Origin of the sequence: Ochrobactrum teleogrylli (assembly GCF_037482325.1) — a bacterium.
Classification (GTDB): domain Bacteria; phylum Pseudomonadota; class Alphaproteobacteria; order Rhizobiales; family Rhizobiaceae; genus Brucella; species Brucella teleogrylli.
On sequence record NZ_JBBHKQ010000002.1, the window covers coordinates 480,400 to 502,114 of the forward strand.

Here is a 21,715-nt window from a genome sequence, read left to right on the forward strand (position 1 = left end):
TTCAGTCTGAAGCAATTGGGGGCGAGATGACGGCAATAGAGCGCAAAGCGGTCATGTGCGGATCTGGTTGCCAGTCAGAATCTTGATAGCCTGAAACAACATCTCCTCGTCCGTGCAGAGCAGTTTTATTTCGTTTCAAGCTACTTCGGTACTGAAGCGTAAACGCGCCATATACTCTTAGCTGAGGCGACTAAAACTCCATCTGAATTAAAATCCAGACTTACGAAAGCCAGGCTACGACCACGTTTTTGCAACGTGCATTTGCAGATTAACGATTTATCTGTGGTAGCGGTATTCAGAAACTGAATATCAGTCTGCACATTTGTATACCTAAACGTTGGATCGGTTGTGCGAAGAATCTTGGCCGCCGCAATATCAGCAAATGTCATGATAACACCGCCATGAATAAAGCCACTTCGGTTATTATGCCCTTCGTCAGGAATAAACCGGAACAACATTGCCCCTTTATTTGTCTCGCTGAAATCGATCTGACCAAGATTAACCGAGAAACCTAACAACTCCAGCGGCATCCAATTGGTTTTAGCCAGTGACCTCATCAATGCTCACTCACCGGTACTGCCGCGGTTTCAGGAGTTGCTGAAATACAGTATTCGCATTCAATCACCTTCGACTGGATGGCCTCCCGACGCTCTCGAGCGGAAGTGGGCTTCAAAATTACCTCTGTCGCCTTTTCAATGTTTCTGCGGGATAGCAGCTTCGTTTTGGTCAGGCTGCCAGCCCAGTTAAAAAGCTTTGTAGCAACAGCGGCAAACTTGGCGATGGATAACCTCCCTCTTGTACTACCAATGTCTTTGCTGACAAGCCTCCCAACTGTTCCCCCATACGTTTAAAACCGTCATCATCAACGTTCATGCAAGCAAAGGGATCAGAAGAAGCAGCGTCAAGCCCGAGCGCGACGATTAGCACGTCGGGCGAGAAGCTTTGAGCTGCGGCACAGGCCGCGTCAACCGCAGCAAGATATGTTTCACTGTCGCTGTGCAAAGGCACCGGAAAATTTCGGTTAAACCCGATTCCCTGCCCCTTTCCGCCCTCATCCTCATAACCTGCATAATAGGGATAGAGGTGAGCAGGATCGCCATGCACTGACAACGTCAGAACATCCGATCGCTCGTAAAAAATTGATTGCGTGCCATTCCCGTGATGCACGTCGACATCAATGATTGCGACGCGTAAACCGCGTCGTGCAGCCAGTTCAGCGGCAATGGCAGTGTTATTGAGATAACAGAAGCCGCCAGCTTTATCTGCGTATGCGTGATGGCCGGGCGGTCGGCAAAGCGCGTAAGCCTTTTCCTCTCCCTCAAGCACGCGCACCATGGCATCAATGGCTGTGTTGGCGCTAGCATACAATGCCTCCCAGCTACCGTCGAGTAGCACGCAACTAGCATCTGCCTGGTAGTATCCGGCCCGACCCAGAATATCGACGGGTTTGCGATTCATCTGAACTGTTGGATGCACGCTCGCACGCATCTCTGGTCCATTAGCTGGAGAGCTTTTCCATTCGGCAAACCCATTTCGCAAAAAATCCAAATAGTCGTCATCATGGATAGCAGCGATTTTTGCGAGCCCGTGATCCGTTGGAGAAACGGGCTGAACGCCGATTGCTGCCAGCCCTTGTTTCAACAAGTCGATGCGCTCTGGCTGTTCAGGATTTTGTGCAAGTCGTCCACCGGCTAATCTCGTCAAAGGTCTGTGCAATAACTGACGGTTGTCACAAATGGCAAGCATATTTGTCCTCCCTTTATCAGATTCAGTCCAGTTTCCCGCCCGAGCGGGTGTAATCATCAAGCGCGTTGTCCAGAGCCCGTTTGAAACGATCCGCAATTTGATCAATCTGTTCTATTGTGGAGATCAGAGGCGGCGCGAAGGCAATAGCTGTGCCCAGCGAGCGACAGACGAGACCATTTTCGAATGCGTGGTTCTGAACGCCGATTCCGAACTGCAGGTCCGGTGCAAAAGCTTCGCGCGTCTTCTTGTTGCGCACGAGTTCAACTCCCCACATCAGACCAACACCGCGCACTTCGCCAACCAGCGGATGGTCGATCAGCGGATGCATCAGCTTGCCCATGTACGCGCCCAACCGCTTCACGTCATCAATGATGCCGTCTTCCTCATAGATGCGCAGGGTTTCCACACCAACAGCGCAGGCGACCGGATGGGCACCATAGGTATAGCCGTGGCCGAAGACGCCGATCTTTTCGCTTTGCGCTCTCATGCCTTCATAGATTCGCTCCGACAGGAGGATCGCCGACAGTGGCATATAGGCTGATGTCAGTGCCTTGGCGCAAGTGATGATATCGGGCTGCATGTCGTAGGTCTGCGTCCCCCACCAGTTGCCGGTGCGACCGAACCCGGTGATCACCTCGTCGGCAACCAGAAGAACGTCGTGCTTCTTCAGAACCTTCTGGATTTTCTCGAAATAGGTTTTCGGTGGCAGTACGACGCCACCGGTACCCATGGCGGGCTCCGCGAAAAACGCCGCCACTGTGTCCGGGCCTTCGGCCACGATCACTGCGTCCAGTTCCTCGGCAAGGCGTGTTGCGAACTCTTCCTCCGTTTCTTCCGGCAGACCGTCGCGGTAAAAATGCGGGCATGTCACATGCAGGAATCCTTCGAGCGGGAGGTTCCAGTCGCGATGCAGATGCGGCAGACCGGTAATGCTGGCAGAGGCAATCGAAGTACCGTGATAGGCTCGCTTGCGCGCGATAATCTTTTTCTTTTCCGAGCGGCCCTGGGAATGGAAATAATACCAGATGAGTTTGACGGTCGTGTCGTTCGCTTCCGAACCGGAACTCTGGAAGAGAACTTTGGACATCGGCACAGGCGACAGCCGGAGCAGGCGATCCGACAGTTCGATGCCCGGTTCTGTCGCACGATGGGCAAAGTTCTGATAATAAGGAAGCGTGTTGAGCTGACGTGTCGCCGCTTCGACAAGACGTTTCTCGCTCATGCCGAGCGCCGCACACCATAGCCCGGACATGCCTTCAATATATTGCTTGCCGTCGTCGTCATAAACATAGGCGCCCTCGCCACGCGCCATGATTGTCGGGCCGACCTTTTCGTGCAGGACCAGATTGGTCTGCGGATGAATCTGCACGGCGATATCGCGCGCGCGAAGCGAGTTCTGAAGCATGGTTTCCTCCTAAGAACGACCTTCCGGCCTATAGCGATGAGCCCGTAGCACTTAGTCCGCGGTTCTCATTTTCGATTTCTTGACGAATTGCATACCGATGAGAATGACGATCGAGGCGACGACTAGCATGGACGAGATGGCGGCGACCGTCGGATCGACCTGGTCGCGAATATTGGCGAACATGCGCTTAGTCAGCGTCGAATTAGCGCCGCTGGACACAAACAGCGAAACAATGACTTCGTCAAACGAGGTGATGAAGGCAAACAGCATGCCCGAGAAGATCGAGATCCTGATTTGCGGCACAGTGACCGTGAAGAAGGCGCGAGCCGGGGAAGCCCCGAGACTGCGGGCCGCACGCTCCTGATTGAGATCAAAACCCTTCAGGCCATTTGTCACGGCAATCATGACGAAGGGGATGGCCAGCGTCGTGTGGGCCAGGATCAGGCCGGTCAGCGTATTGTTCATGCCGAGCTTGGCAAAAACGAAAAATACGCCTATGGCCACGAAGATCAATGGCACCATCATCGGCAGGATCAGCACGCTGCGGATCACGATATTGAATAGATTGGCTGATTTGAAAAGGCCATAACTCGCAAGCGTTCCGAGTATCGTCGCAAGCACCGTTGTCGCGCCTGCAATCTTGAAGGAAACCACGGCCGACTGGCGCCATTCCGGCGAAGAGAAAAAGGCATCGTACCAGCGCAGGCTAAGCTCTCGCGGAGGAAATTCGAGATATTGGGAATCCGAAAAGGACATCGGAATGACGATCAGGCATGGAATGATTAGGAAGGCCAGGATGATGCCGACGAAAACATAGAGCCAGAGCCGGTCGCCATGGGTTATCTGAGTGGAAGTGGCCGGAGATTTTAGCATCAGACGCCTCCCTTGTTAACGCTCGCCGCCCTGAACAGCGCGTTGACGACCCACAGGATCGTGCCGGTAACGATGAGCAGAACGACGCTCAGCGCGCTGGCCGCCCCCCAGTTTGCGAACTTTGCGATCATGTCGGCGATCTGGGTTGACCACATTGCTACCCGCCCGCCGCCGAGCAGTGCCGGCGTCAGGTAAAAGCCAAGGCAGAGCACGAAGATCAGCGCCACGCCGGTTGCAACGCCCGGCAGGGACAGGGGCAGAAACACCTGCCGAAAGGCCTGAGCCGGCGACGCGCCGCAGTTAGACGCGGCCCGAAGTAATATCGGATCAATCGTCTTCATTGACGCGTAGAGCGGCAGAATGAGGAAGGGTAGCATGATGTGCACCATGCCGATGACCGTGCCGGTGAGATTGTTGACGAGTGGCAACGGTTCGGAAATCAGCCCGAGATTGATAAGTGAGGTATTGATTAGCCCCTCCCGCTGCAGGAGCACGAGCCATGCATAGGTACGCACCAGAACTGATGTCCAGAATGGCAGAATGATGAAGATCATCAATACCTGTGCCGCTTTCTCCGGAAGCTGGCTAAGGAGATAGGCAACGGGGTAGCCAAGAATAACGCAGATAATCGTGACGATTGAGGCGACCTTGAAGGTTGTCAAAAAGCTGTCGATATAGGCTGGACGTAGCAGCCGCCCGTAATTTTCTGCAGAAAGCGCGCCGGATGCATCATAAAACGACATCCACGCCAGCCAGGAAAATGGAACGATCAACACCAGCATGACGAGCACGAAGGCCGGCAATGACAGGCCGATAAACGCAAGCCCGGTCCTGCGTCGAGACTGTTGCAGCACATCCGTATTGAGTTGTGCAACGGACAAATTCGCATCCGCCATGGTCATGGCCGTGCTCCTTCGACAATCACACTGGATTCCGGCGTCATCCAGAGCGCCAGCCTGTCGCCAGGTCTGGGCAGCGGCATGTTCTCCGCACCCGTATGGCGGATCGAGATTTCCGTGCATTGGGGAAGCTGGAGCGATACCATGTGGCTATCGCCGAGATAGGTGACATCGATGACCTGGCCTTCGATACGGTTGTCCCGTTCGACGAAGCCGTGCCAGCGCAGGCGTTCGGGGCGCACCATAAGATAGATATCGTCGGCTGCTTTCGGTGGCGTCGCTCCAAGCTTGAGCGGCCGACCGCCCAGTGTGAAATCCGATCCATTCTTTTCGATCGGCACGAAGCGTGTATCGCCCATGAAGCCTGCGACGAACTTGCAATTCGGCGTATCATAAATAGCTTTCGGCGTGTCGAGTTGCATTATCCGGCCGCGGTCGAGGACCGCAATACGGTCCGACATTGTCAAGGCTTCTTGCTGGTCGTGCGTGACATAAACAGTCGTCATGCCGAGCGTGCGATGCAAGCGTTTCAGCTCGATCTGCATATGTTCGCGCAGGTTTTTGTCCAGCGCCGAAAGCGGCTCGTCCATTAGGAGCAGACGAGGCTCGAAGACAATGGCGCGGGCGAGAGCCACACGCTGGCGCTGCCCACCGGACAATTCGTTTATCCGACGACTGGCAAGATGGGTCATATGCACGGTTTCTAAAGCCGTTTTAACTTTCGACTTGATGGTCGCAACATCGACCTTTCGTAATTTCAGCGGATAGGCGACGTTGGCGAAGACGTCCATATGCGGAAACAGCGCATAACTTTGAAACACCATACCGAGATCGCGTTTATGCGGTGGCTTGGTGATGAATTCCGCATTGTCGACCAGAAGGCTACCACTGTCTGGTCGCTCGAAGCCGGCAATAACGTTCAGAAGCGTCGTTTTCCCCGAGCCGGAAGGGCCAAGAAGTGTCAGGAACTCACCTGCGGCGATATCAAGCGATATCCCGTCCAGCGCCGTATAGTTCCCGTAGACCTTGTAGATCTTGCGGATCGAGACTGCACCTGATGCCATTGTTGCCGTTCTCCGATTGCGATCGACGTCAGTTCGACATCAGCAGACTATAATCCTCGCGCACGAGGGCGTTATTATCGCGCCACCAATTGGCGTTCAGGAAGATCTGCTTCTTGACGTTCTCGGGCGACATATTCGACTTTGCCAGAACCTCGTGCGTGAATTTTTTCACCTCGAAGGCACGAGTGTTCGGCGGCCCGTAGTAGGGCATCATTTCAGGAATGCGTGCCTGTACTTCAGGCGAGACGACGCCGGCAATAAATTTCTGTGCCGCTTCGGCATTCTGCGATCCCTTCAGAACCGCCAGGCATCCGTAACCGAGAATGGCGTCCTGATAGGTGAACTCGACCGGAGCACCGTCCTTGATGACGTTGGCGACACGGCTGCCCCAGATCGCCATCATGTCGACCTCCTTGTCCTTGATCAATTGCGCCGATTGAGCGCCTGACGACCACCAGACGGCAACGTCCTTCTTGATTTTGTCCAAAGAGGCGAGCGCGCGCTTGGTGTCGAGAGGATAGAGCTTATCCTTCTCGACACCGTCGGCCAAAAGGGCGATTTCCATCATTTCCTGCGGATAGGTGCTAAGCGCACGGCGGCCGGGGAAATTCTTGACGTCCCAGAGATCCTTCCAACTTTTCGGCTTCTTGTCCTTGTAGACGTCCGTGCGCCAGGCAAGCACGACCGAATAGGTGTTGGTCGCAATCCAGTTTTCGCCATATGAGAGCGTGTCGAAGCCGTTGGTGTCGATCACCTTATAGTCGAGTTTTTCAAACAGGCCTTCCTTGCCACCGACAGCGCACTCATCCGCGCCCAGATGCACGACATCCCAGGTAGGCGAACCCGATTGCACCTGAACACGAACTGCGGCAAGACCGTCATGGGTCTCTTCACGCAGTTCAATGCCGGCCAAATCTGCCGCCGGCTGCCATATGGTCTTGCGGAGATCTGTTTGCAGATTTCCGCCAAAACCAGCTACAGTCAAGGTTGCATCTGCCGCAAACGTGGGCACAGTCATTATTGCAATCATAGCCCCGCCAAGAAGGCAGGCCGCTTTGTACCGCTGTAACATCATGTTTCTCCTCCGCGAAAAAGACCCTGTGCCGCCACTCGTTCCCTTGACAGATTGGCACGGTCAACAAGTCGTCAGCTTTACGCCAAACTGGTTGACGAAGGTAACTATATTGTTCACTTTGTCAACTAATTTGCGATAACATTTTGTCACGCTCGCCATGCCGCCCTAAAATCGCATAAAGATAAGCGAGAGTGAAAACCCCAAGAGGAAATGACCGTGCAAAACCGCGATCAATTGAAGACGAATTCCGGGGACTATTTCGACAAACGCCATGATAACTCGGATCAGGAAACAGACATTCGGAATCTGTTTTCCTTTCAGCTACAGCGCTTGGCTGGACTATCCACACGAATAGCGGCGCTTTCGATTCGACCCCAATATGGCGTAACGCCAAGAGAGTGGCGCGTTCTCGCCGTTCTTAATTACCTAGGAGAAGTACCGCTGCAGGAGCTGGCGAAGCATAGTGGTTTAATTAAAAGCCAGATGAGTCGCACAGTCTCGGCAATGATTGATCGGGGCTATATAGCCAAAACTGCCAATCCGGAAGATGGCCGCAGCATCCTTCTCAGACTCAGTCCGGAAGGGCTAGCGCTGTCACGCGCAATCCTTGATGCATCGTTTGAGCGCAATCAGCAAATGCTGGCAACACTTAGCAACGCAGAGCAACAGATACTTATCGAACTCCTGCGGCGCGTGACCCGCACAAGCAGCAGATATTATCACGAATTGCGAAATTCTGCCTCCCAGTCAGACTTGAGGAGCATTGAAGAAGAATGAGAGTGTGAAAATTTCAACGATAAAAATAGTTGACATTGTGAACGAATAAATTCATCTCTATCGCCAAACCGAATGGAGGTGAGGCATGGCGAGTGAAATCACAATCTGCGAATGTTTTGCGCGTGACGGGTTGCAACACGAGACAGCTTCGATATCCACTGCGGAAAAAATTTCTTTGATCGACGAAATTTCGGATGCAGGTTTTCCGCGCGTCGAGGCGACGAGCTACAGCAGTCCCACGCACGTCCCTGTCTTCGCGGATGCCTCTCAGGTTCTGGCTGGCATCAGAAAGCAGCGGGGCACTTATTACAAGGCAACCTGCCCAAACCCCAAGGCAGTGCAGCGTGCGCTTGACGACCTCGACGCTGGCCACGGCGCCGATGAAATCAGCCTTCTCGTATCCGCCACGGAGTCGCACACACAGAAAAACCTTCGCGCCACCCGGCAGACCCAATGGGACAATGTCGCGGAAATGGTGAGGCTTGCCGGTGGTCGGTTCCGCCTGATCGGGGTCATCTCCATGGCTCTCGGCTGCCCCTTCGAAGGCAGAGTCGATCCAGAGAGTGTTCTGGCAGACCTCGCTCGCTTTTCGGCGCTTGGTGTGAAGCATGTTTCGGTTTGCGATACGGCAGGCCACGGCACGCCGGCGACCGTCAAAAGTCTCTTCAAGCGCATCGCCTGCGAATTGCCGGACATGGTGCCGATTGCGCATTTTCACGATACGCGTGGAACCGGCCTTGCCAATTGCTACGCGGCCTATGAGGCGGGTTGCCGCTGGTTCGATAGCGCCATCGGCGGTGTCGGCGGCCATCCGACACAAATAAAATATGGCGAAGGGTTTACCGGCAATGTCGCGACGGAAGACCTCGTCAATCTGTTCGAGGCTGAAGGTATCGATACCGGTCTCAATCTCAAAAAATTGCAGGACACCTCTCGTCGGTGCGAGGCTGTCTTGAAGCGTGAACTCCTGAGCCGGGTCGCGCGTAGCGGCTTTGGCCATCTCGCGGCATAGGATCAGCGCATGACCGACCCATCTTCCGTTCTTCTTGTCGAAAACCGTGATGCGGTTCGCATCATCACAATGAACCGTCCCGATAAACTCAACGCATTGAATACCGCACTCACTCAAGCGATCCACGATGCATTTCTCGCTGCCGATCAGGACGCGGAAGTTCGCGCCATTGTGCTTGCAGGTCATGGCCGGGCATTCTGTGCGGGCGCCGATCTTTCGGAATTCGACACGTTGACGCCCGCCAATCAGGATCTGGTCGATAAGCGAGCCGACCTGACCTGCCGGACGCAGGCAATGATGCAGAGCCTGTCGAAGCCCGTAGTCTCGGCCGTCCAGGGCGCAGCTGTCGGCGGTGGTGCGGGCCTCGCCATCGGCTGTGACATGATGGTGGCTGCAAGTAATCTCAAATTCGGCTATCCCGAACTCAAGCATTCCATCGTCCCGGCTCTCGTCATGACCGGTCTTCAAAGGTCGCTCGGGCGCAAGGCGGCCTTCGAGATGATCAGCCTCGGCCGCCTGATCGGCGCCGAAGAAGCCCTTGCACTCGGCCTCTGCAATCGCGTTGCTGCTCCGGAAAAGGTCGTCGAAAAGGCGATCGAGATTGCAGAAGCCTGGGCCTTGGCCAATCCGCTCGCCATGGCAGCGGCAAAGACACTCTATTATCAGGTGGCCGACCTTCCCTATGCCGAGGCAATGTCCGCAGGTCGAGACCTCAATGCCAGGATGCGCAGCTTCCGCAAGGAGGCCAAATGAAACCGCTCGACGGCATCCGTATTCTCGACTTTTCCCGCGTTCTGGCCGGACCTATGGCGACCCAAATCCTGGCAGAACTCGGTGCTACCGTCACCAAGGTCGAGCGGCCCGGCGGCGGCGATGAATCGCGCGTTTTCGAGCCACTCCTTCCCGGCGGCGAAAGCGCCTATTTCTTCGCCTTCAATCGCGCCAAGCGATCGATGACGCTGAACCTAAAATCGCCGAAGGCGCAGAAGATCGCTGCTACGCTGGCTGCCCAACATGATGTCGTGCTGGAAAATTTTCTACCCGGTGACATGGAGCGCTTCAATCTTGGCTATGCAACCCTTGCGGCACTCAATCCGAACCTGATCTACGTCTCCAATACTGGCTTCGGCCAAACCGGACCTTACCGGCAGCGCGCCGGTTACGACACCGTGTTTCAGGCTTTGTCTGGCGTCATGCATTTGACCGGCCACGCGGACTCGCCGCCCGCCAAGGCTGGCGTGCCGATCGCCGACCTGACGGCTGGCCTCTGGATCGCCATCGCCATTCTCACCGGCCTCGTCGGTCGCGTTCGTAGCGGCAAGGGATGCCATATAGACCTTGCCATGATGGACGTGCAGGCAAGCCTACTCGCACTGTCGGCTGCCCGCTTTTTCGCGTTGGGCGAGGATATCGGCCGCTCCGGTACCGAACATCCCGGTCGCGTTCCTTCCGCCGCCTTCCAGTGCCGCGACGGCGGATGGCTGCACATCAGCGGTAGCGATCAGCATTGGGGCCGGCTATGCCAAGTGCTCGGACTTGACGAACTTGGCGCGGACCCGTCCTTCGCCACGAATGCGGGACGATTGACCAATCGCAAGCGGGTTATGGACGAAATGCGTACCGCAATAGCTGCCCGCGAACGAAAGCCGTTGGCCGAAGCGTTGCGCGCGGTCGGAATCCCGGCCGGTGAAGTCAATACGACACGCGAGATCCTCGACGATCCACACATGCAAGCGCGCGGTGTCGTGGGCACGTTCGAACATCCTGTCGAAGGCCGGTTCAAGGCGCTGCGCACGCCGGTCAGTTTCAATGGCTTCGACCCTCCCGAGATCGGCTGCCCACCGCTACTGGGTGCCGATACCGACACCATTCTCGGCCAAGAAATGAACTTCGGCGACGCTGAAATCGCGGCGCTTCGTGAGGAAGGAGCGATCGGATGAGCCTGGACACCGTCTCTGTCACACGCGAAGACGCGATTGCGCGCGTCGTGCTCAATCGCCCGAAATCGCGCAACGCCGTCAATCTGGACATGTGCCTTGCGCTACGCGAAACGTTCGAGACACTGGATCGCGATCAGAATATCCGCGTCATCCTTCTCTCGGCCAATGGCCCGGTTTTCTGCGCCGGTGCGGATTTGAAAGAGCGGACCGGCAAGGACGAAGGCTGGGTGATCGCCCGCCGTCAGGCCTCGTTTGCGGCCTATGATGCGATATGCCGATGCCGCAAGCCGATCGTGGCGCTGACGCAAGGCCCGGTGGTCGGTTCCGGCGGCGAGATTACCATGAGCTGCGATTTCGTCGTCGCCTCCGAAAAAACCACCTTCCGCTTTCCCGAGCCGCAATGGGGTACAGTCGGTGCCACGCAACGGCTGCAACGAGCAATCGGACGCATGAACGCGAAAGAACTGCTTTTCACCGGCCGCATCATGACCGTCGGCGAAGCTTACCAACGCGGTCTTGTCTCCCGAGTCGTTCCAGCCGATGTGCTCGAGCAGGTTGGCCTGGAAATTGCCGTAAGCATTGCAGCGGCACCGCCGCTCGCCATGGCGCTGACCAAGCAGGCTGTCGATCTCGGACATGAAACCAATCTCGGCAACGGCATCCGTATCGAGATGGCAGCAATCGAGCGCAATCTAGCCGATGGCGGCTGGCGGGCCGGCATAGAGAAGTTTTCCCAGGCCGTTGGCGCGAAGGGCAGCAAATGAGCGAGCTCGATCTCAAGGCAATTTGCCCCCTCACCGTTTCGGACGCCTTGAGTCGATCGGCAGCGATCGCGCCCGACGTCGAGGCAATCGTCGCGACAGGTGGAAGGTTGACCTTCAGCCAGCTGGAAGAAAAGGTTGCCCACGCCCGGGCAGCTCTCGCAGCTGTCGGCGTCAGCAGGGGCGATCATGTCGGGCTTTGCCTCGGCAACTCCACGGAGTGGATTGTCATCTTTCTGGCAATCGGCTCGCTCGGTGCCGTCACTGTGCCGGTTAACACCCGGTTCGTCGCGGTCGAAATGCTCTATGCTCTGAAACAATCCCGCGTTTCGACGCTTGTGACCTGCGATCGTTTCCTGAAAGTCGATTTCATCGCAATGCTGCGGGACATTTGTGCCGGTATCGATACCGCCTTGCCACATGAGGCCCTGCCGGATCTAAAACGGGTTTTGGTGATCGGCGATGACGTGCCGGCAGCGGCTCAAAGCTGGGGCGATCTATGCGCTTCAAAACTCCAACCCGTTGAGCCTTGTGACCAACCCGACGACGTGTTGCTGATCCAATATACATCGGGTACCACGTCTTTCCCGAAAGGCGTTCTGCTTCGCCATCGCAACATGCTGCCGAATGCCTTCTTCTCCGGACTTCGAATGGGCCTTCGATCAGGCGACCGCTTCCACAGCGCCCGTCCGTTCTTTCATGTCGCTGGCACGACGCTGTCGATCCTCTCCTGCCTGCAGCATGCTGTCACACTTGTCAGCATGGACCGTTTCGAGCCTGGCGAGGCATTGCGGCTGATTGAGGCGGAACGCTGCACCCATTTCTCCGGCAACGATACGATGGCGCTGATGCTTCTCAACCATCCCGATCTGCCTCGCCGCCAGCTCACTTTGCGTGGCGCATGGCTGGCCGCTTCACCCACCATCGTTCGCCGTGTCATCGACGAACTTAGCGCTCGTGAGTGCGTGGTCGGTTACGGGCTGTCCGAGGCCTCGCCCAACGTCGCGCAATCCTGCTGGTGGGAGCCGGAAGACCTACGTGTCAGCGCCGCCATGCGGGTGCAGACCGGCGTCGAGGTCCGCATTCGCACCGAAGACGGTCGCGATGCAGGCCCTGACGAACCAGGTGAGATCCAGGTGCATGGCTGGAATGTTATGAAAGGCTACTTCGACAAGCCGAAAGAAACCGTTGCCACGCTCTCTACCGACGGTTGGCTTTCGACTGGCGACCTTGGGACTCTCGATGCATCCGGCCGCTTACGCTTCATGGGCCGGACAAAGGATATCGTGCGTGTCGGCGGCGAAAACGTCTCTCCGGCCGATGTCGAGAACGTCCTGCACCAGAACCGGTTGATCCGTCAGGCTGCGGTTGTCGGCGTCCCGGACGAACGGCTCGTCGAAGTTATCGCCGCGTTCATCATCTTGAACGAGGGCTGCACAACGACGCCAGCGGAAATCATCAATTGGTCGAAGAAGGAGATGGCGGGGTTCAAAGTGCCGCGCCATGTCTGGATCGTGGAAGATTTCGAAGCGATCGGAATGACCGCCAGCTCGAAAATCCAGAAGAAGCGGCTTGCTGCGCATGCGCGCAAGTTGGCGGGAATCGAAGGTTGAATGCTCATGCGTATCGAAACCAATGTTACCAAACTGCTTGGCATTGATCTGCCGATCATCCAGGCAGGCATGTCCTGGGCCTCCTCCAACTCGGCTCTGCCACTGGCTGTCTCCAATGCCGGCGGCCTTGGCGTGTTGGCCGCAGGACCGATGTTTCCGCATCATTTGGAAGAGGCGATCGATGAGATCAAAGCCGGAACGGACAAGCCTTTCGCCGTCAACCTGCCCCTTTATCGCGAAGGCGCCGAAGCGATCATCGACTTGCTGCTGGAAAAGCGCATCCCGGTCCTGATCGCATCGCAAGGCGGCCCGAAGAAATATATCGACCGCTTCAAGGCTGCCGGCACGATTTGCCTGCATGTCGTATCCGGTGAAGTGCAGGCCCGGAAAGCCGCTGACGCCGGCGTCGATGGCCTGATCGCCGTCGGCGGCGAGGCCGGCGGGCATCCTCCGCCGGAACTCGTTTCGACCCTGGTACTCGGTCGTGCCATCGCGAAGGCGGTGCCGGACATGCCGTTGATTCTCTCCGGCGGATTCGCAGACGGTCATGGACTTGCAGCGGCACTTTCGCTCGGCGCAGGCGCTGCGCAATTCGGCTCGCGTTTCATGATGTCACGCGAAGCGCGGCTGCACCCGGCCTATCAGGATATTCTGGTCAAGGCGGGTGTCACAGATACGATGGTGGTTGGTCGAGGCTTCGGCGTTATCCGTGTCATTCGCAACCAATTCGCCGAGGGAATGGCGAAAGCAGAAGCGGAAGGGTTATCCGACGAAGACCGCAAGGCGCTCTTCATTGCCAGTTCGCTCAAGGCTGCGGCTTTTGACGGCAATGTTGAGGCGGGTAAGGTCGAGGCAGGCCAGAGCGCCGGCCTGATTTCCAAAATCCTACCTGCAGCCGAGATCGTGGCCCGCATTGCCCAAGACTATACGCAGGCACTTACCACTCTGCCGAAACCTGTTTGATTGTAATCTCAAGGAAGCAAATCATGTTGGATAAGCCGCTATTAATCGATGGTACGTGGCGAGCGCCTTCGGGCAAACGGACGGCGGACGTCAAAAACCCCGCAACCGGACAAGTCATAGCACAACTGCCGGTCTGTGAACGCGCCGATCTCGACGCCGCTCTCGATGCGGCTGCCAAAGGGTTCGAGGTCTGGCGCAAGACGACCGCGCTGGAGCGCTACCGCATTCTCCTGCGTGCGGCGGCGATCGTGCGCGAACGCGTAGAAGTCATTGCCCAACACATGGTCCGCGAGCAGGGTAAGCCGCTGGCGGAGGCGCGTGGTGAGGCCAACGCAGCGCCGGAACACATTGAATGGCACGCCGAGGAAGCGCGCCGCATCTATGGCCGGGTAATTCCCTCACGCATTCCTGGTGCCCGCCAGATGGTCATAAAGGAGCCGGTCGGGCCTGTTGCGGCCTTCTCCCCGTGGAACTTTCCGATCAATCAGCTTGTTCGCAAGGTTTCCGCCGCATTGGCTGCCGGCTGCTCTGTCATCGCCAAACCACCGGAGGAGACGCCATCTGCCTGTATTGAACTGGCAAAGGCGTTTCAGGATGCTGGCGTACCTGACGGCGTTATTAGCATCATCTTTGGCATTCCAGCCGAAGTGTCGAACTATCTGATTGCCTCGCCTACTATTCAAAAAATCTCGTTCACCGGCTCGGTTCCCGTTGGCAAAGCGCTCGCAGCACACGCCGCTTCCCATATGAAGCGCTCGACGATGGAATTGGGTGGCCATGCGCCGTATATCGTCGCCGACGACGCTGACGTCGTTGCAGCTGCACAACTTGGAGTTATGCTGAAATACCGCAATGCCGGGCAGGTCTGCGCCTCTCCCACCCGTTTCTATATCCAGGATTCTGTCTACGACAGCTTCAGGGAGAGTTTTGTTGCTGGCGCAAAAGCGCTGCAGGTCGGCGACGGCATGAGTGTTGGAACGCAGATGGGACCACTCGCCAATCCGCGCCGTCTCGATGCAATGGAAATGTTTGTTGACGACGCTGTTGCGAATGGCGCAAAATTGGAATGCGGCGGCCGACGCATCGGCAATGCCGGCTTCTTCTTCGAGCCGACCGTCTTGTCCGACGTACCAGAAGATGCACGCATCATGAACGAGGAGCCCTTCGGCCCGGTCGCAGCGCTGGTCCGCGTCGGTTCCATCGATGAAGCGATCCAGCGCAGCAATCGCCTGCCCTTCGGCCTCGCCGCTTTTGCCTTTACCCGCTCACTGGCGACCTCCGACCGTTTTGCTTCCGAACTTCAAGCCGGTATGGTTTCCATCAATCATTTCGGCATTGCCGCGGCGGAGACACCCTTCGGCGGTATCAAGGATAGCGGTTATGGCAGCGAAGGCGGCACCGAAAGCCTCGATGCCTATCTTACCACAAAATTCGTGAGCCATATCGGTGCCTGACACAGATCGCGGATGCGCTGGACGGAAATGTTGGCGCCCGCTGTTTCCGCGCCTTGAAGGATCAGCCAGCCTATGAAGACTTTCGATTACATCGTTGTGGGTGGCGGCTCGTCCGGCTGCGTCGTAACCAACCGGCTGGTTAAGGCCGGTAAGAGTGTGCTGTTACTGGAGGAAGGACCGAAGGACAACAGCCCCTTCATCCATATCCCCGCTACCTTCGTACGGGTGCTTGGCAGTAAACGGACGTTCATGTATCAGACCGAGCCAGAGCCGGGCGCCAACGGTCGAATGCTCGTCGTGCCACAAGGGCGTACTTTGGGCGGCGGTTCTTCCGTTAATGCTATGATTTATGTTCGCGGTCAGGCGCAGGATTATGATACGTGGCGCGATCTTGGATGTGATGGCTGGGGGTATGACGAGGTTTTGCCGGTCTTCAAACGCTGCGAAGACAATGAAACGTTCGCCGACGATTTTCATGGTACTGGCGGACCGCTGAAAGTTTCCGAACCGCGCCACCGTCATCCGATTAGTTTGGCGTTCGTGCGTGCGGCCCAAGAAGTTGGGCTGCCTTTTTCACACGACTTCAATGGTGCCTCACAGGATGGGATTGGCTTCTTTCAGACCACCACATCGCAGGCACGCCGCGGTTCGACGGCTGCAACCTATCTGAAAGTTGTCAAAGGATCACCGCTGCTGACGGTCAGCACCGAAAGTAGCGTTCGCACCATCATCATTGAAAATGGGGCCGCTTCCGGTATAGTTTATCGCACTGCTGATGGTACAGATCACAGCGTGCTGGCAAAAGAAGAAGTGATTCTTTGTGCCGGAGCGCTAGCGACGCCGAAATTGTTGATGTTGTCAGGCATTGGGCCCGGAGCGCACCTAACGTCGCATGGAATCCCAGTCATCCGCGATCTGCCCGGTGTTGGCAATAACTTTCAAGACCATATCACCGCGTCCGTTTATGGCATCACAGATCGCCCGATATCGTTGAAGGGACAGGACAGAGGCTTTCGAGCCGTCGCCAACGGCCTGCAATATCTATTCAATCGCTCGGGCCTTCTTTCGTCCAACGTCGTGGAGACCGGCGGCTTCATCGATACATCCGGCTGCGGTCGCCCTGATATCCAGTTTCACGTTACCCCTGCGCTCGTAGGTGATGCGTCGCGCGGCCAGATGGATGGCCATGGCGTATCTATCAACCCTTGCATTTTAAGACCTGAAGCGCGCGGCAGGGTCTCGCTCCGAAGTTCCAAGGTAGATGATCCAATCGTGTTTGTTGGCAACAATCTCACTAAAAAGGCGGACATCGATACGTTGGTAAGAGGTATAAAACTCGGCCGCAAGATATTGGCCGCGCCAGCTATGAAGGCACTAGGCTTTCGCGAGTTGGGACCCGGAGATGCGGCACAAAGCGACGAAGCCATCGAGAAATATGGACGTTCGATTGCAAAGACTGTCTATCATCCTTCAGGCACGGCGAAGATGGGATGTGATGAAATGGCCGTGGTCGACAGTCAGTTGCGCGTCATTGGCGTGCCGCGACTGCGGGTGGCAGATGCCTCGATCATGCCGACGCTGGTTAGTGGCAACACCAACGCTCCGACCATCATGATCGCCGAACGGTGCGCCGATTTTATTCTTGCAAAAATGCAACCAGAAAGTCGTAGATTGCCTTAGTAATGCGAGCGCCAATATAAGAATCCGGAGCTGACACGACCCGGAAAGGACCTCCATGCTGCCGACCGAACCCGATCCTCACCGCCTGGAAATGACGGTTTTGATGACGCCCGACATGGCAAATTTCAGTGGCAAGGTCCACGGCGGCGCCTTGTTGAACCTGCTGGACCGTGTCGCTTTTTCCTGTGCGTCGCGCTATTCGAAACAATATGCAGTTACGCTTTCTGTCGATCAGGTCACGTTCAAAGAGCCGATCAATGTTGGTGAACTCGTGACGTTTCGGGCTTCGGTGAACCATACGGGCCGGACGTCCATGGAGATCGGCATTCGCGTGGAAGCGGAGCATATCCGCTCGGGCAAGCGCCGCCACACCAATTCCTGTTATTTTACAATGGTAGCGGTCGATGATACCGGGCGACCTGTTGCAGTGCCTGCCTTGATCCCAGTCGACGCTTTGGATCGCAGGCGCCATGAAGCAGCCGAACTCCGACGGACGCTCCGACGGGAATTCGCACAGCGGATGGAAATGGTTGCCGCGACCGGGCGAGACATCGTCGACACCACGGAGTTGTAAAAGCAATCTGTGCCACAAAGATCGCTTGGCGGACAGCCGAAATTGCGAATGGCTTTTCGTCTTGAATGCAGATAAACCGCTGGCGTGGCCATTGGGCGATGTGCTGACTGCCAGTCAAGATTCTGTCTCGGGAGATGCGGCGTCCTATCGCCAACTCTCGCCACAATTCTTTTTCTACTGGCCGCAGTATCCATCGTCGTATTCAACATTTGGCACAATATATATCGTGAGCGTTGCGGGCAGAGTAACATGGGGCATCGCAATTTGCATCGGATGGAAGAGCTTCAGTGGGCTTCACGCATCTTTGCTGTCTTTAACCCAGAAAATTGCCGAATTCCAACCGGAACTAACATTAGCAAGCCCATCATCGATGAGTAAATCTCCGGTGCGACTAATAGAACCGCCGCCAAGATCATCAGGATGTTCTCCCAAGGCTTTGTTCTCACCAACAAAAAGCCAGAGAGCGCAGCGCCAAGTGCGGTAATACCGATGGCGCAACCGAAAAACGCTATAAAGAAGTCAGGCCAGTTGAAATTGGATGTTACCAATAACAGGGACGGCGAGAAAACGAAGACAAACGGCACCAATACTTTGCCCAATCCCAAGCGAAACGCCGTATTACCGGTCTTGAATGGATCGGCCCCCGCCATACCCGCAGCTGCATAGGCGGCGAGCGCCACCGGTGGTGTTATGTCGGCCAGAACGCCGTAATAGAATACAAAGAAATGCGCGACGATGGGCTCTACACCAAGAAGCCCCAGCGCAGGTGCGGCAATCGTGGCCATAATGATGTAGTTCGCCGTTGTCGGAATGCCGCACCCCATGAGGATGCAGACAATTCCGGTCATTACGAGCGTAAAAAGGAGTGTAAGACTCTGCGGTCCAAACCAGCTAACTGGCAGGATCGTCCCAAAAAAGCCGGCGAGCTGGGCGGCTGTCGATGTTACTATATAGGAAATTTTGAAACCAACCCCGGTGAGCGTTACCACGCCCACTATTATGCCGACAGTAGCCGCCGCTGCACCGACGGCAAGAGCGTATTTCGCACCGTCTCGCAGACCGTCGAGTATCTCCCCCACCGTCATGCGCTTGCGGGGATTAAGAAGGCCGACCGCAATACACAAGGTTATACCCCAGAAGGCCGCGAGATAAGGCGTATAACCGGACAACAGAACACCAATCAGCACCACGAGTGGAATGACTGTCGGCCAATCGCGCTTAAAGGCCTCACCGAGATCTGGCAACTCCTCCCTGGTCATGCCGCGCAAACCATTGCGCTTGGCCTCAAAATGAACCTGCATCAACACACCGAAAAAATGCATAAAGGCCGGCACAATAGCGGCCAGGATGATAGTCGTATAAGGCAAGTTGAGAAACTCGATCATCAGGAACGCAGCTGCGCCCATGATCGGAGGCGTAATTTGCCCCCCCGTTGAGGATGCCGATTCCACCGCTGCCGCGAAATGCCGTTTATATCCAAGCCGGATCATTGCAGGGATAGTCAAAGAACCCACCGTGACCGTGTTGGCTACTGAAGAACCAGAGATCATACCGAACAGCGCGGATCCAAAAATCGAGACCTTTGCAGGTCCGCCAGCGAAGCGCCCTGCCACCCAGGCTGCACAATCAAGAAACAACTGCCCCAAACCGATGCGGGTCGCGAAAACACCAAACAAGACAAAATGGAAGACATAGGTGGCAACGACGCCGAGCGCGATGCCATAGATGCCCTGTGTCGTCAGATAAAGATGATCAATCAATTGGCTTACAGACGCACCTGGATGAACCAATATGCCGGGCATGTGGCGTCCATAGAGCGCGTAAAGCATGAACAGAATTGAGATAATGGGCAGCGGCCAGCCCACCGAACGCCGTGTCGCCTCCAAAAGCACTACGACCAACAAACCTCCAAGAACAACGTCTATGGTGGTCGGGTTGCCAACCCGGAAAGCAAGATCGTCAAGCGGTATTAAAGGGACGTGCAGTACTGCCACAACAGCGATAATCGCCAACGTCCAGTCAATGATCGAAATACCGAGAGGCCTTAGCAGCGAAGAGGTTTCAGGCTGATCATAACCTTTGCGCGAAAAGGGGAAGACGAGAAAAACCAAGCCCAACACGAAGGAAAGATGGATCCCGCGATGCACCATTTCCGACAAAAGGCCGAAACCCGCAGTATAGTAGTGAAACAAAGATAAAACGATGAGCAGGAACCCGACGATACGAGCGGCAATCGGTGCCAGCGGGCGAAACCGTATCTCGGAATCGAACTGCTCTTCAAGCTCTCGCGCTTTGGCCTCATCCAATTCCATGGGCGAAAGTTTCGTTTCTTGTCCGTTCACCACACCAGCCCTCGTTAGTTTCATATCCATCTGGATATCATGAAACCCATCCTTGCGCGGGCACCGGTCTGGTGCCCGCATCTCGGAGTACTGTTTCAACGCGTCCATTCATTCCACTTGGAAAGGATAGGCTTACTTGAGAACACCCGCTTCCTTGTAGAACCGCTCCGCACCTGGGTGCAGCGGAATTCCAAGACTGGTGGTTGCTGTATCAAGCTTGATAAGCTTGCCTTTTGCGTGACCGGCATCAAGAGCCTGCCTGCTTGCATCATTGAAGAGAGTTTTTGTGATGTTGTAGACCAGTTCATCCGGCTGCTTTGCGCTCGTCACCCACTGAGCCGCAACGGCGAGCGTTTCTGTCTGTCCAACATCCTTGTAGGTATCCGCCGGCACAGTATCCTGTGAGAAGAACGTGTATTTTTCTCTGATCTTTTCAGCCTCGGGGCCAGAAATCGGAACAAGAGAAATGCCATTCGATGTAGCAAGTTCCGAAATCGCTCCCGTGGGGTATCCACCAACGAAGAAATAAGCATCGAGCGCGCCATCCTTCAGACGCTCGCCCGCCGGACCTGGCTTCAAATGCTCTGCTTTCACGTCACTTTCACTCAGGCCATAGGCCTCAAGAACGATCCGAGCATCAACAATCGTACCAGAACCCGGCTCATCAATCGAAACGCGCTTCCCCTTAAGGTCGGCAACAGATTTGATCCCTGCATCTTTACGCGCTACCAGATGTATGGTTTCAGGATAAAGCGTCGCGATCAGACGCAGATCTTCGACCTTGCCCTTGCCGTCATACAAGCCAGTGCCAGTGTGAGCCCAGTAAGCAACATCCGACTGCGTAAAGCCAGCCTCCAGTGAACCAGATTGTATCGCGTTGATATTGGCGACCGATCCGTTGGATGAAACAGCGGTGGCCACCAATCCGGGGACACCTTTATCCCTGGCACCGGAAATAGCATTCGCGATCAGCCCACCGATCGGGTAATAGGTGCCTGCCGTTCCACCGGTGCCGATGCGAAAAAACGCAGGAGCTTGTGCGAAAGCAATGCCCGTTCCAACGGCAACCATGCCTGCAACAACAGCAAATGCTGCTCGACGACTGAACTTTCTCACTGTCATGTTTCTCTCCGTTCCCTCGTTAATTTTGTTCAAATTATGTCTTTGAGCATGAAAAGCTAGCCATCGCTTGTCAAGCGATCTATCGGTCTTTGATCGCTGCTGCCGCCCTGAAAGAATTACCCATTCAGAAGAATTGAATTTTTGTCGCTTATTCAATGTATAATTGCAATTTTCACATTTATATATTTGATTCCCATCTAAATATTATTATTATTATTAATAAATACAATACGTTATATATAGTATCAGCGATATTTCGGCTTCGTATGCTGCTTTATAAAGCACGAATCTATATTGATGACGTCAGATTTCCAAAACAGTTTGGGATTTTAAAAAGAATGCTGTAGCGTTCAGCAAGTCTGTGGGAGGACATTTTCGAATATGACAGAAAAGCATTCTGCATAGACTTTTGTCT

Annotated in this window: 19 protein-coding genes; 10 read left to right on the forward strand and 9 right to left on the reverse strand. The window is 55.6% G+C overall.

What is annotated here, in order from left to right; all coding sequences use genetic code 11:
* Positions 1 to 140: 140 nt before the first annotated feature.
* The 7 genes from WIX40_RS19840 to WIX40_RS19870 form a co-directional block, all read right to left on the reverse strand.
* On the reverse strand, positions 141 to 557 hold the full coding sequence (locus WIX40_RS19840; protein ID WP_339441626.1) for a PaaI family thioesterase: 417 nt from the start codon (positions 555 to 557) through the stop codon (positions 141 to 143).
* Between the two features lie 169 nt (positions 558 to 726).
* Positions 727 to 1,803, reverse strand: coding sequence for a histone deacetylase family protein (locus WIX40_RS19845; RefSeq protein ID WP_339442369.1), 1,077 nt, complete (start codon positions 1,801 to 1,803; stop codon positions 727 to 729).
* Positions 1,769 to 3,151, reverse strand: a complete 1,383-nt coding sequence (locus WIX40_RS19850) for an aminotransferase (protein WP_339441628.1) — start codon at positions 3,149 to 3,151, stop codon at positions 1,769 to 1,771. Before WIX40_RS19850 ends, WIX40_RS19845 begins: the two co-directional genes overlap by 35 nt.
* A 51-nt stretch (positions 3,152 to 3,202) precedes the next feature.
* Complete coding sequence (locus tag WIX40_RS19855) at positions 3,203 to 4,024, reverse strand: ABC transporter permease (protein ID WP_339441630.1); 822 nt, start codon at positions 4,022 to 4,024, stop codon at positions 3,203 to 3,205.
* The gene (locus WIX40_RS19860) at positions 4,024 to 4,926 is read right to left on the reverse strand and encodes an ABC transporter permease (RefSeq protein WP_339441632.1); all 903 of its coding nucleotides are present in this window, start codon (positions 4,924 to 4,926) and stop codon (positions 4,024 to 4,026) included. Before WIX40_RS19860 ends, WIX40_RS19855 begins: the two co-directional genes overlap by 1 nt.
* Entirely contained in the window at positions 4,923 to 5,987 is a 1,065-nt protein-coding gene (locus WIX40_RS19865) for an ABC transporter ATP-binding protein (RefSeq protein ID WP_339441634.1), read from the reverse strand. The genes WIX40_RS19860 and WIX40_RS19865 overlap by 4 nt, the downstream gene beginning before the upstream one ends.
* Positions 5,988 to 6,015: 28 nt before the next feature.
* Positions 6,016 to 7,005, reverse strand: a complete 990-nt coding sequence (locus WIX40_RS19870; protein ID WP_339441636.1) for an ABC transporter substrate-binding protein — start codon at positions 7,003 to 7,005, stop codon at positions 6,016 to 6,018.
* A gap of 273 nt (positions 7,006 to 7,278) precedes the next feature.
* Between WIX40_RS19870 and WIX40_RS19875 the strand changes: the two genes are divergently transcribed.
* From WIX40_RS19875 to WIX40_RS19920, 10 genes are all read left to right on the forward strand, one after another.
* On the forward strand, positions 7,279 to 7,839 hold the full coding sequence (locus tag WIX40_RS19875; RefSeq protein ID WP_339441638.1) for a MarR family winged helix-turn-helix transcriptional regulator: 561 nt from the start codon (positions 7,279 to 7,281) through the stop codon (positions 7,837 to 7,839).
* A gap of 85 nt (positions 7,840 to 7,924) precedes the next feature.
* A complete protein-coding gene (locus WIX40_RS19880; RefSeq protein ID WP_339441640.1) occupies positions 7,925 to 8,851 on the forward strand; it encodes a hydroxymethylglutaryl-CoA lyase in 927 nt (308 codons plus the stop codon).
* Between the two features lie 9 nt (positions 8,852 to 8,860).
* Complete coding sequence (locus WIX40_RS19885; protein WP_339441641.1) at positions 8,861 to 9,604, forward strand: enoyl-CoA hydratase/isomerase family protein; 744 nt, start codon at positions 8,861 to 8,863, stop codon at positions 9,602 to 9,604.
* A complete protein-coding gene (locus tag WIX40_RS19890; protein WP_339441642.1) occupies positions 9,601 to 10,791 on the forward strand; it encodes a CaiB/BaiF CoA transferase family protein in 1,191 nt (396 codons plus the stop codon). Before WIX40_RS19885 ends, WIX40_RS19890 begins: the two co-directional genes overlap by 4 nt.
* Entirely contained in the window at positions 10,788 to 11,555 is a 768-nt protein-coding gene (locus WIX40_RS19895) for an enoyl-CoA hydratase/isomerase family protein (protein ID WP_339441643.1), read from the forward strand. The genes WIX40_RS19890 and WIX40_RS19895 overlap by 4 nt, the downstream gene beginning before the upstream one ends.
* On the forward strand, positions 11,552 to 13,165 hold the full coding sequence (locus WIX40_RS19900; RefSeq protein ID WP_339441645.1) for an AMP-binding protein: 1,614 nt from the start codon (positions 11,552 to 11,554) through the stop codon (positions 13,163 to 13,165). Before WIX40_RS19895 ends, WIX40_RS19900 begins: the two co-directional genes overlap by 4 nt.
* 6 nt (positions 13,166 to 13,171) lie before the next feature.
* A complete protein-coding gene (locus tag WIX40_RS19905; protein WP_339441647.1) occupies positions 13,172 to 14,128 on the forward strand; it encodes an NAD(P)H-dependent flavin oxidoreductase in 957 nt (318 codons plus the stop codon).
* Positions 14,129 to 14,151: 23 nt separating this feature from the next.
* Positions 14,152 to 15,582: an NAD-dependent succinate-semialdehyde dehydrogenase gene (locus WIX40_RS19910; protein WP_339441649.1), complete on the forward strand. Its 1,431-nt coding sequence runs from the start codon at positions 14,152 to 14,154 to the stop codon at positions 15,580 to 15,582.
* Positions 15,583 to 15,654: 72 nt separating this feature from the next.
* Complete coding sequence (locus WIX40_RS19915; protein ID WP_339441651.1) at positions 15,655 to 17,262, forward strand: GMC family oxidoreductase; 1,608 nt, start codon at positions 15,655 to 15,657, stop codon at positions 17,260 to 17,262.
* 55 nt (positions 17,263 to 17,317) lie between these two features.
* Positions 17,318 to 17,836, forward strand: a complete 519-nt coding sequence (locus WIX40_RS19920; RefSeq protein WP_167836138.1) for an acyl-CoA thioesterase — start codon at positions 17,318 to 17,320, stop codon at positions 17,834 to 17,836.
* 284 nt (positions 17,837 to 18,120) lie between these two features.
* Here WIX40_RS19920 and WIX40_RS19925 read toward each other — a convergent pair whose 3' ends face one another.
* Positions 18,121 to 20,202, reverse strand: a complete 2,082-nt coding sequence (locus tag WIX40_RS19925) for a TRAP transporter permease (RefSeq protein WP_339442370.1) — start codon at positions 20,200 to 20,202, stop codon at positions 18,121 to 18,123.
* A 108-nt stretch (positions 20,203 to 20,310) separates the two neighbouring features.
* Entirely contained in the window at positions 20,311 to 21,300 is a 990-nt protein-coding gene (locus WIX40_RS19930; RefSeq protein ID WP_339441654.1) for a TAXI family TRAP transporter solute-binding subunit, read from the reverse strand.
* Between the last annotated feature and the right edge of the window lie 415 nt (positions 21,301 to 21,715).

Bases quoted from the DNA above. Each gene is read 5' to 3' on its own strand.
- WIX40_RS19840 (WP_339441626.1), bottom strand. From the start codon at position 557: ATGAGGTCACTGGCTAAAACCAATTGGATGCCGCTGGAGTTGTTAGGT.
- WIX40_RS19845 (WP_339442369.1), bottom strand. From the start codon at position 1,803: ATGATTACACCCGCTCGGGCGGGAAACTGGACTGAATCTGATAAAGGG.
- WIX40_RS19850 (WP_339441628.1), bottom strand. From the start codon at position 3,151: ATGCTTCAGAACTCGCTTCGCGCGCGCGATATCGCCGTGCAGATTCAT.
- WIX40_RS19855 (WP_339441630.1), bottom strand. From the start codon at position 4,024: ATGCTAAAATCTCCGGCCACTTCCACTCAGATAACCCATGGCGACCGG.
- WIX40_RS19860 (WP_339441632.1), bottom strand. From the start codon at position 4,926: ATGACCATGGCGGATGCGAATTTGTCCGTTGCACAACTCAATACGGAT.
- WIX40_RS19865 (WP_339441634.1), bottom strand. From the start codon at position 5,987: ATGGCATCAGGTGCAGTCTCGATCCGCAAGATCTACAAGGTCTACGGG.
- WIX40_RS19870 (WP_339441636.1), bottom strand. From the start codon at position 7,005: ATGACTGTGCCCACGTTTGCGGCAGATGCAACCTTGACTGTAGCTGGT.
- WIX40_RS19880 (WP_339441640.1), top strand. From the start codon at position 7,925: ATGGCGAGTGAAATCACAATCTGCGAATGTTTTGCGCGTGACGGGTTG.
- WIX40_RS19885 (WP_339441641.1), top strand. From the start codon at position 8,861: ATGACCGACCCATCTTCCGTTCTTCTTGTCGAAAACCGTGATGCGGTT.
- WIX40_RS19890 (WP_339441642.1), top strand. From the start codon at position 9,601: ATGAAACCGCTCGACGGCATCCGTATTCTCGACTTTTCCCGCGTTCTG.
- WIX40_RS19895 (WP_339441643.1), top strand. From the start codon at position 10,788: ATGAGCCTGGACACCGTCTCTGTCACACGCGAAGACGCGATTGCGCGC.
- WIX40_RS19900 (WP_339441645.1), top strand. From the start codon at position 11,552: ATGAGCGAGCTCGATCTCAAGGCAATTTGCCCCCTCACCGTTTCGGAC.
- WIX40_RS19905 (WP_339441647.1), top strand. From the start codon at position 13,172: ATGCGTATCGAAACCAATGTTACCAAACTGCTTGGCATTGATCTGCCG.
- WIX40_RS19910 (WP_339441649.1), top strand. From the start codon at position 14,152: ATGTTGGATAAGCCGCTATTAATCGATGGTACGTGGCGAGCGCCTTCG.
- WIX40_RS19915 (WP_339441651.1), top strand. From the start codon at position 15,655: ATGAAGACTTTCGATTACATCGTTGTGGGTGGCGGCTCGTCCGGCTGC.
- WIX40_RS19920 (WP_167836138.1), top strand. From the start codon at position 17,318: ATGCTGCCGACCGAACCCGATCCTCACCGCCTGGAAATGACGGTTTTG.
- WIX40_RS19925 (WP_339442370.1), bottom strand. From the start codon at position 20,202: ATGAAACTAACGAGGGCTGGTGTGGTGAACGGACAAGAAACGAAACTT.
- WIX40_RS19930 (WP_339441654.1), bottom strand. From the start codon at position 21,300: ATGACAGTGAGAAAGTTCAGTCGTCGAGCAGCATTTGCTGTTGTTGCA.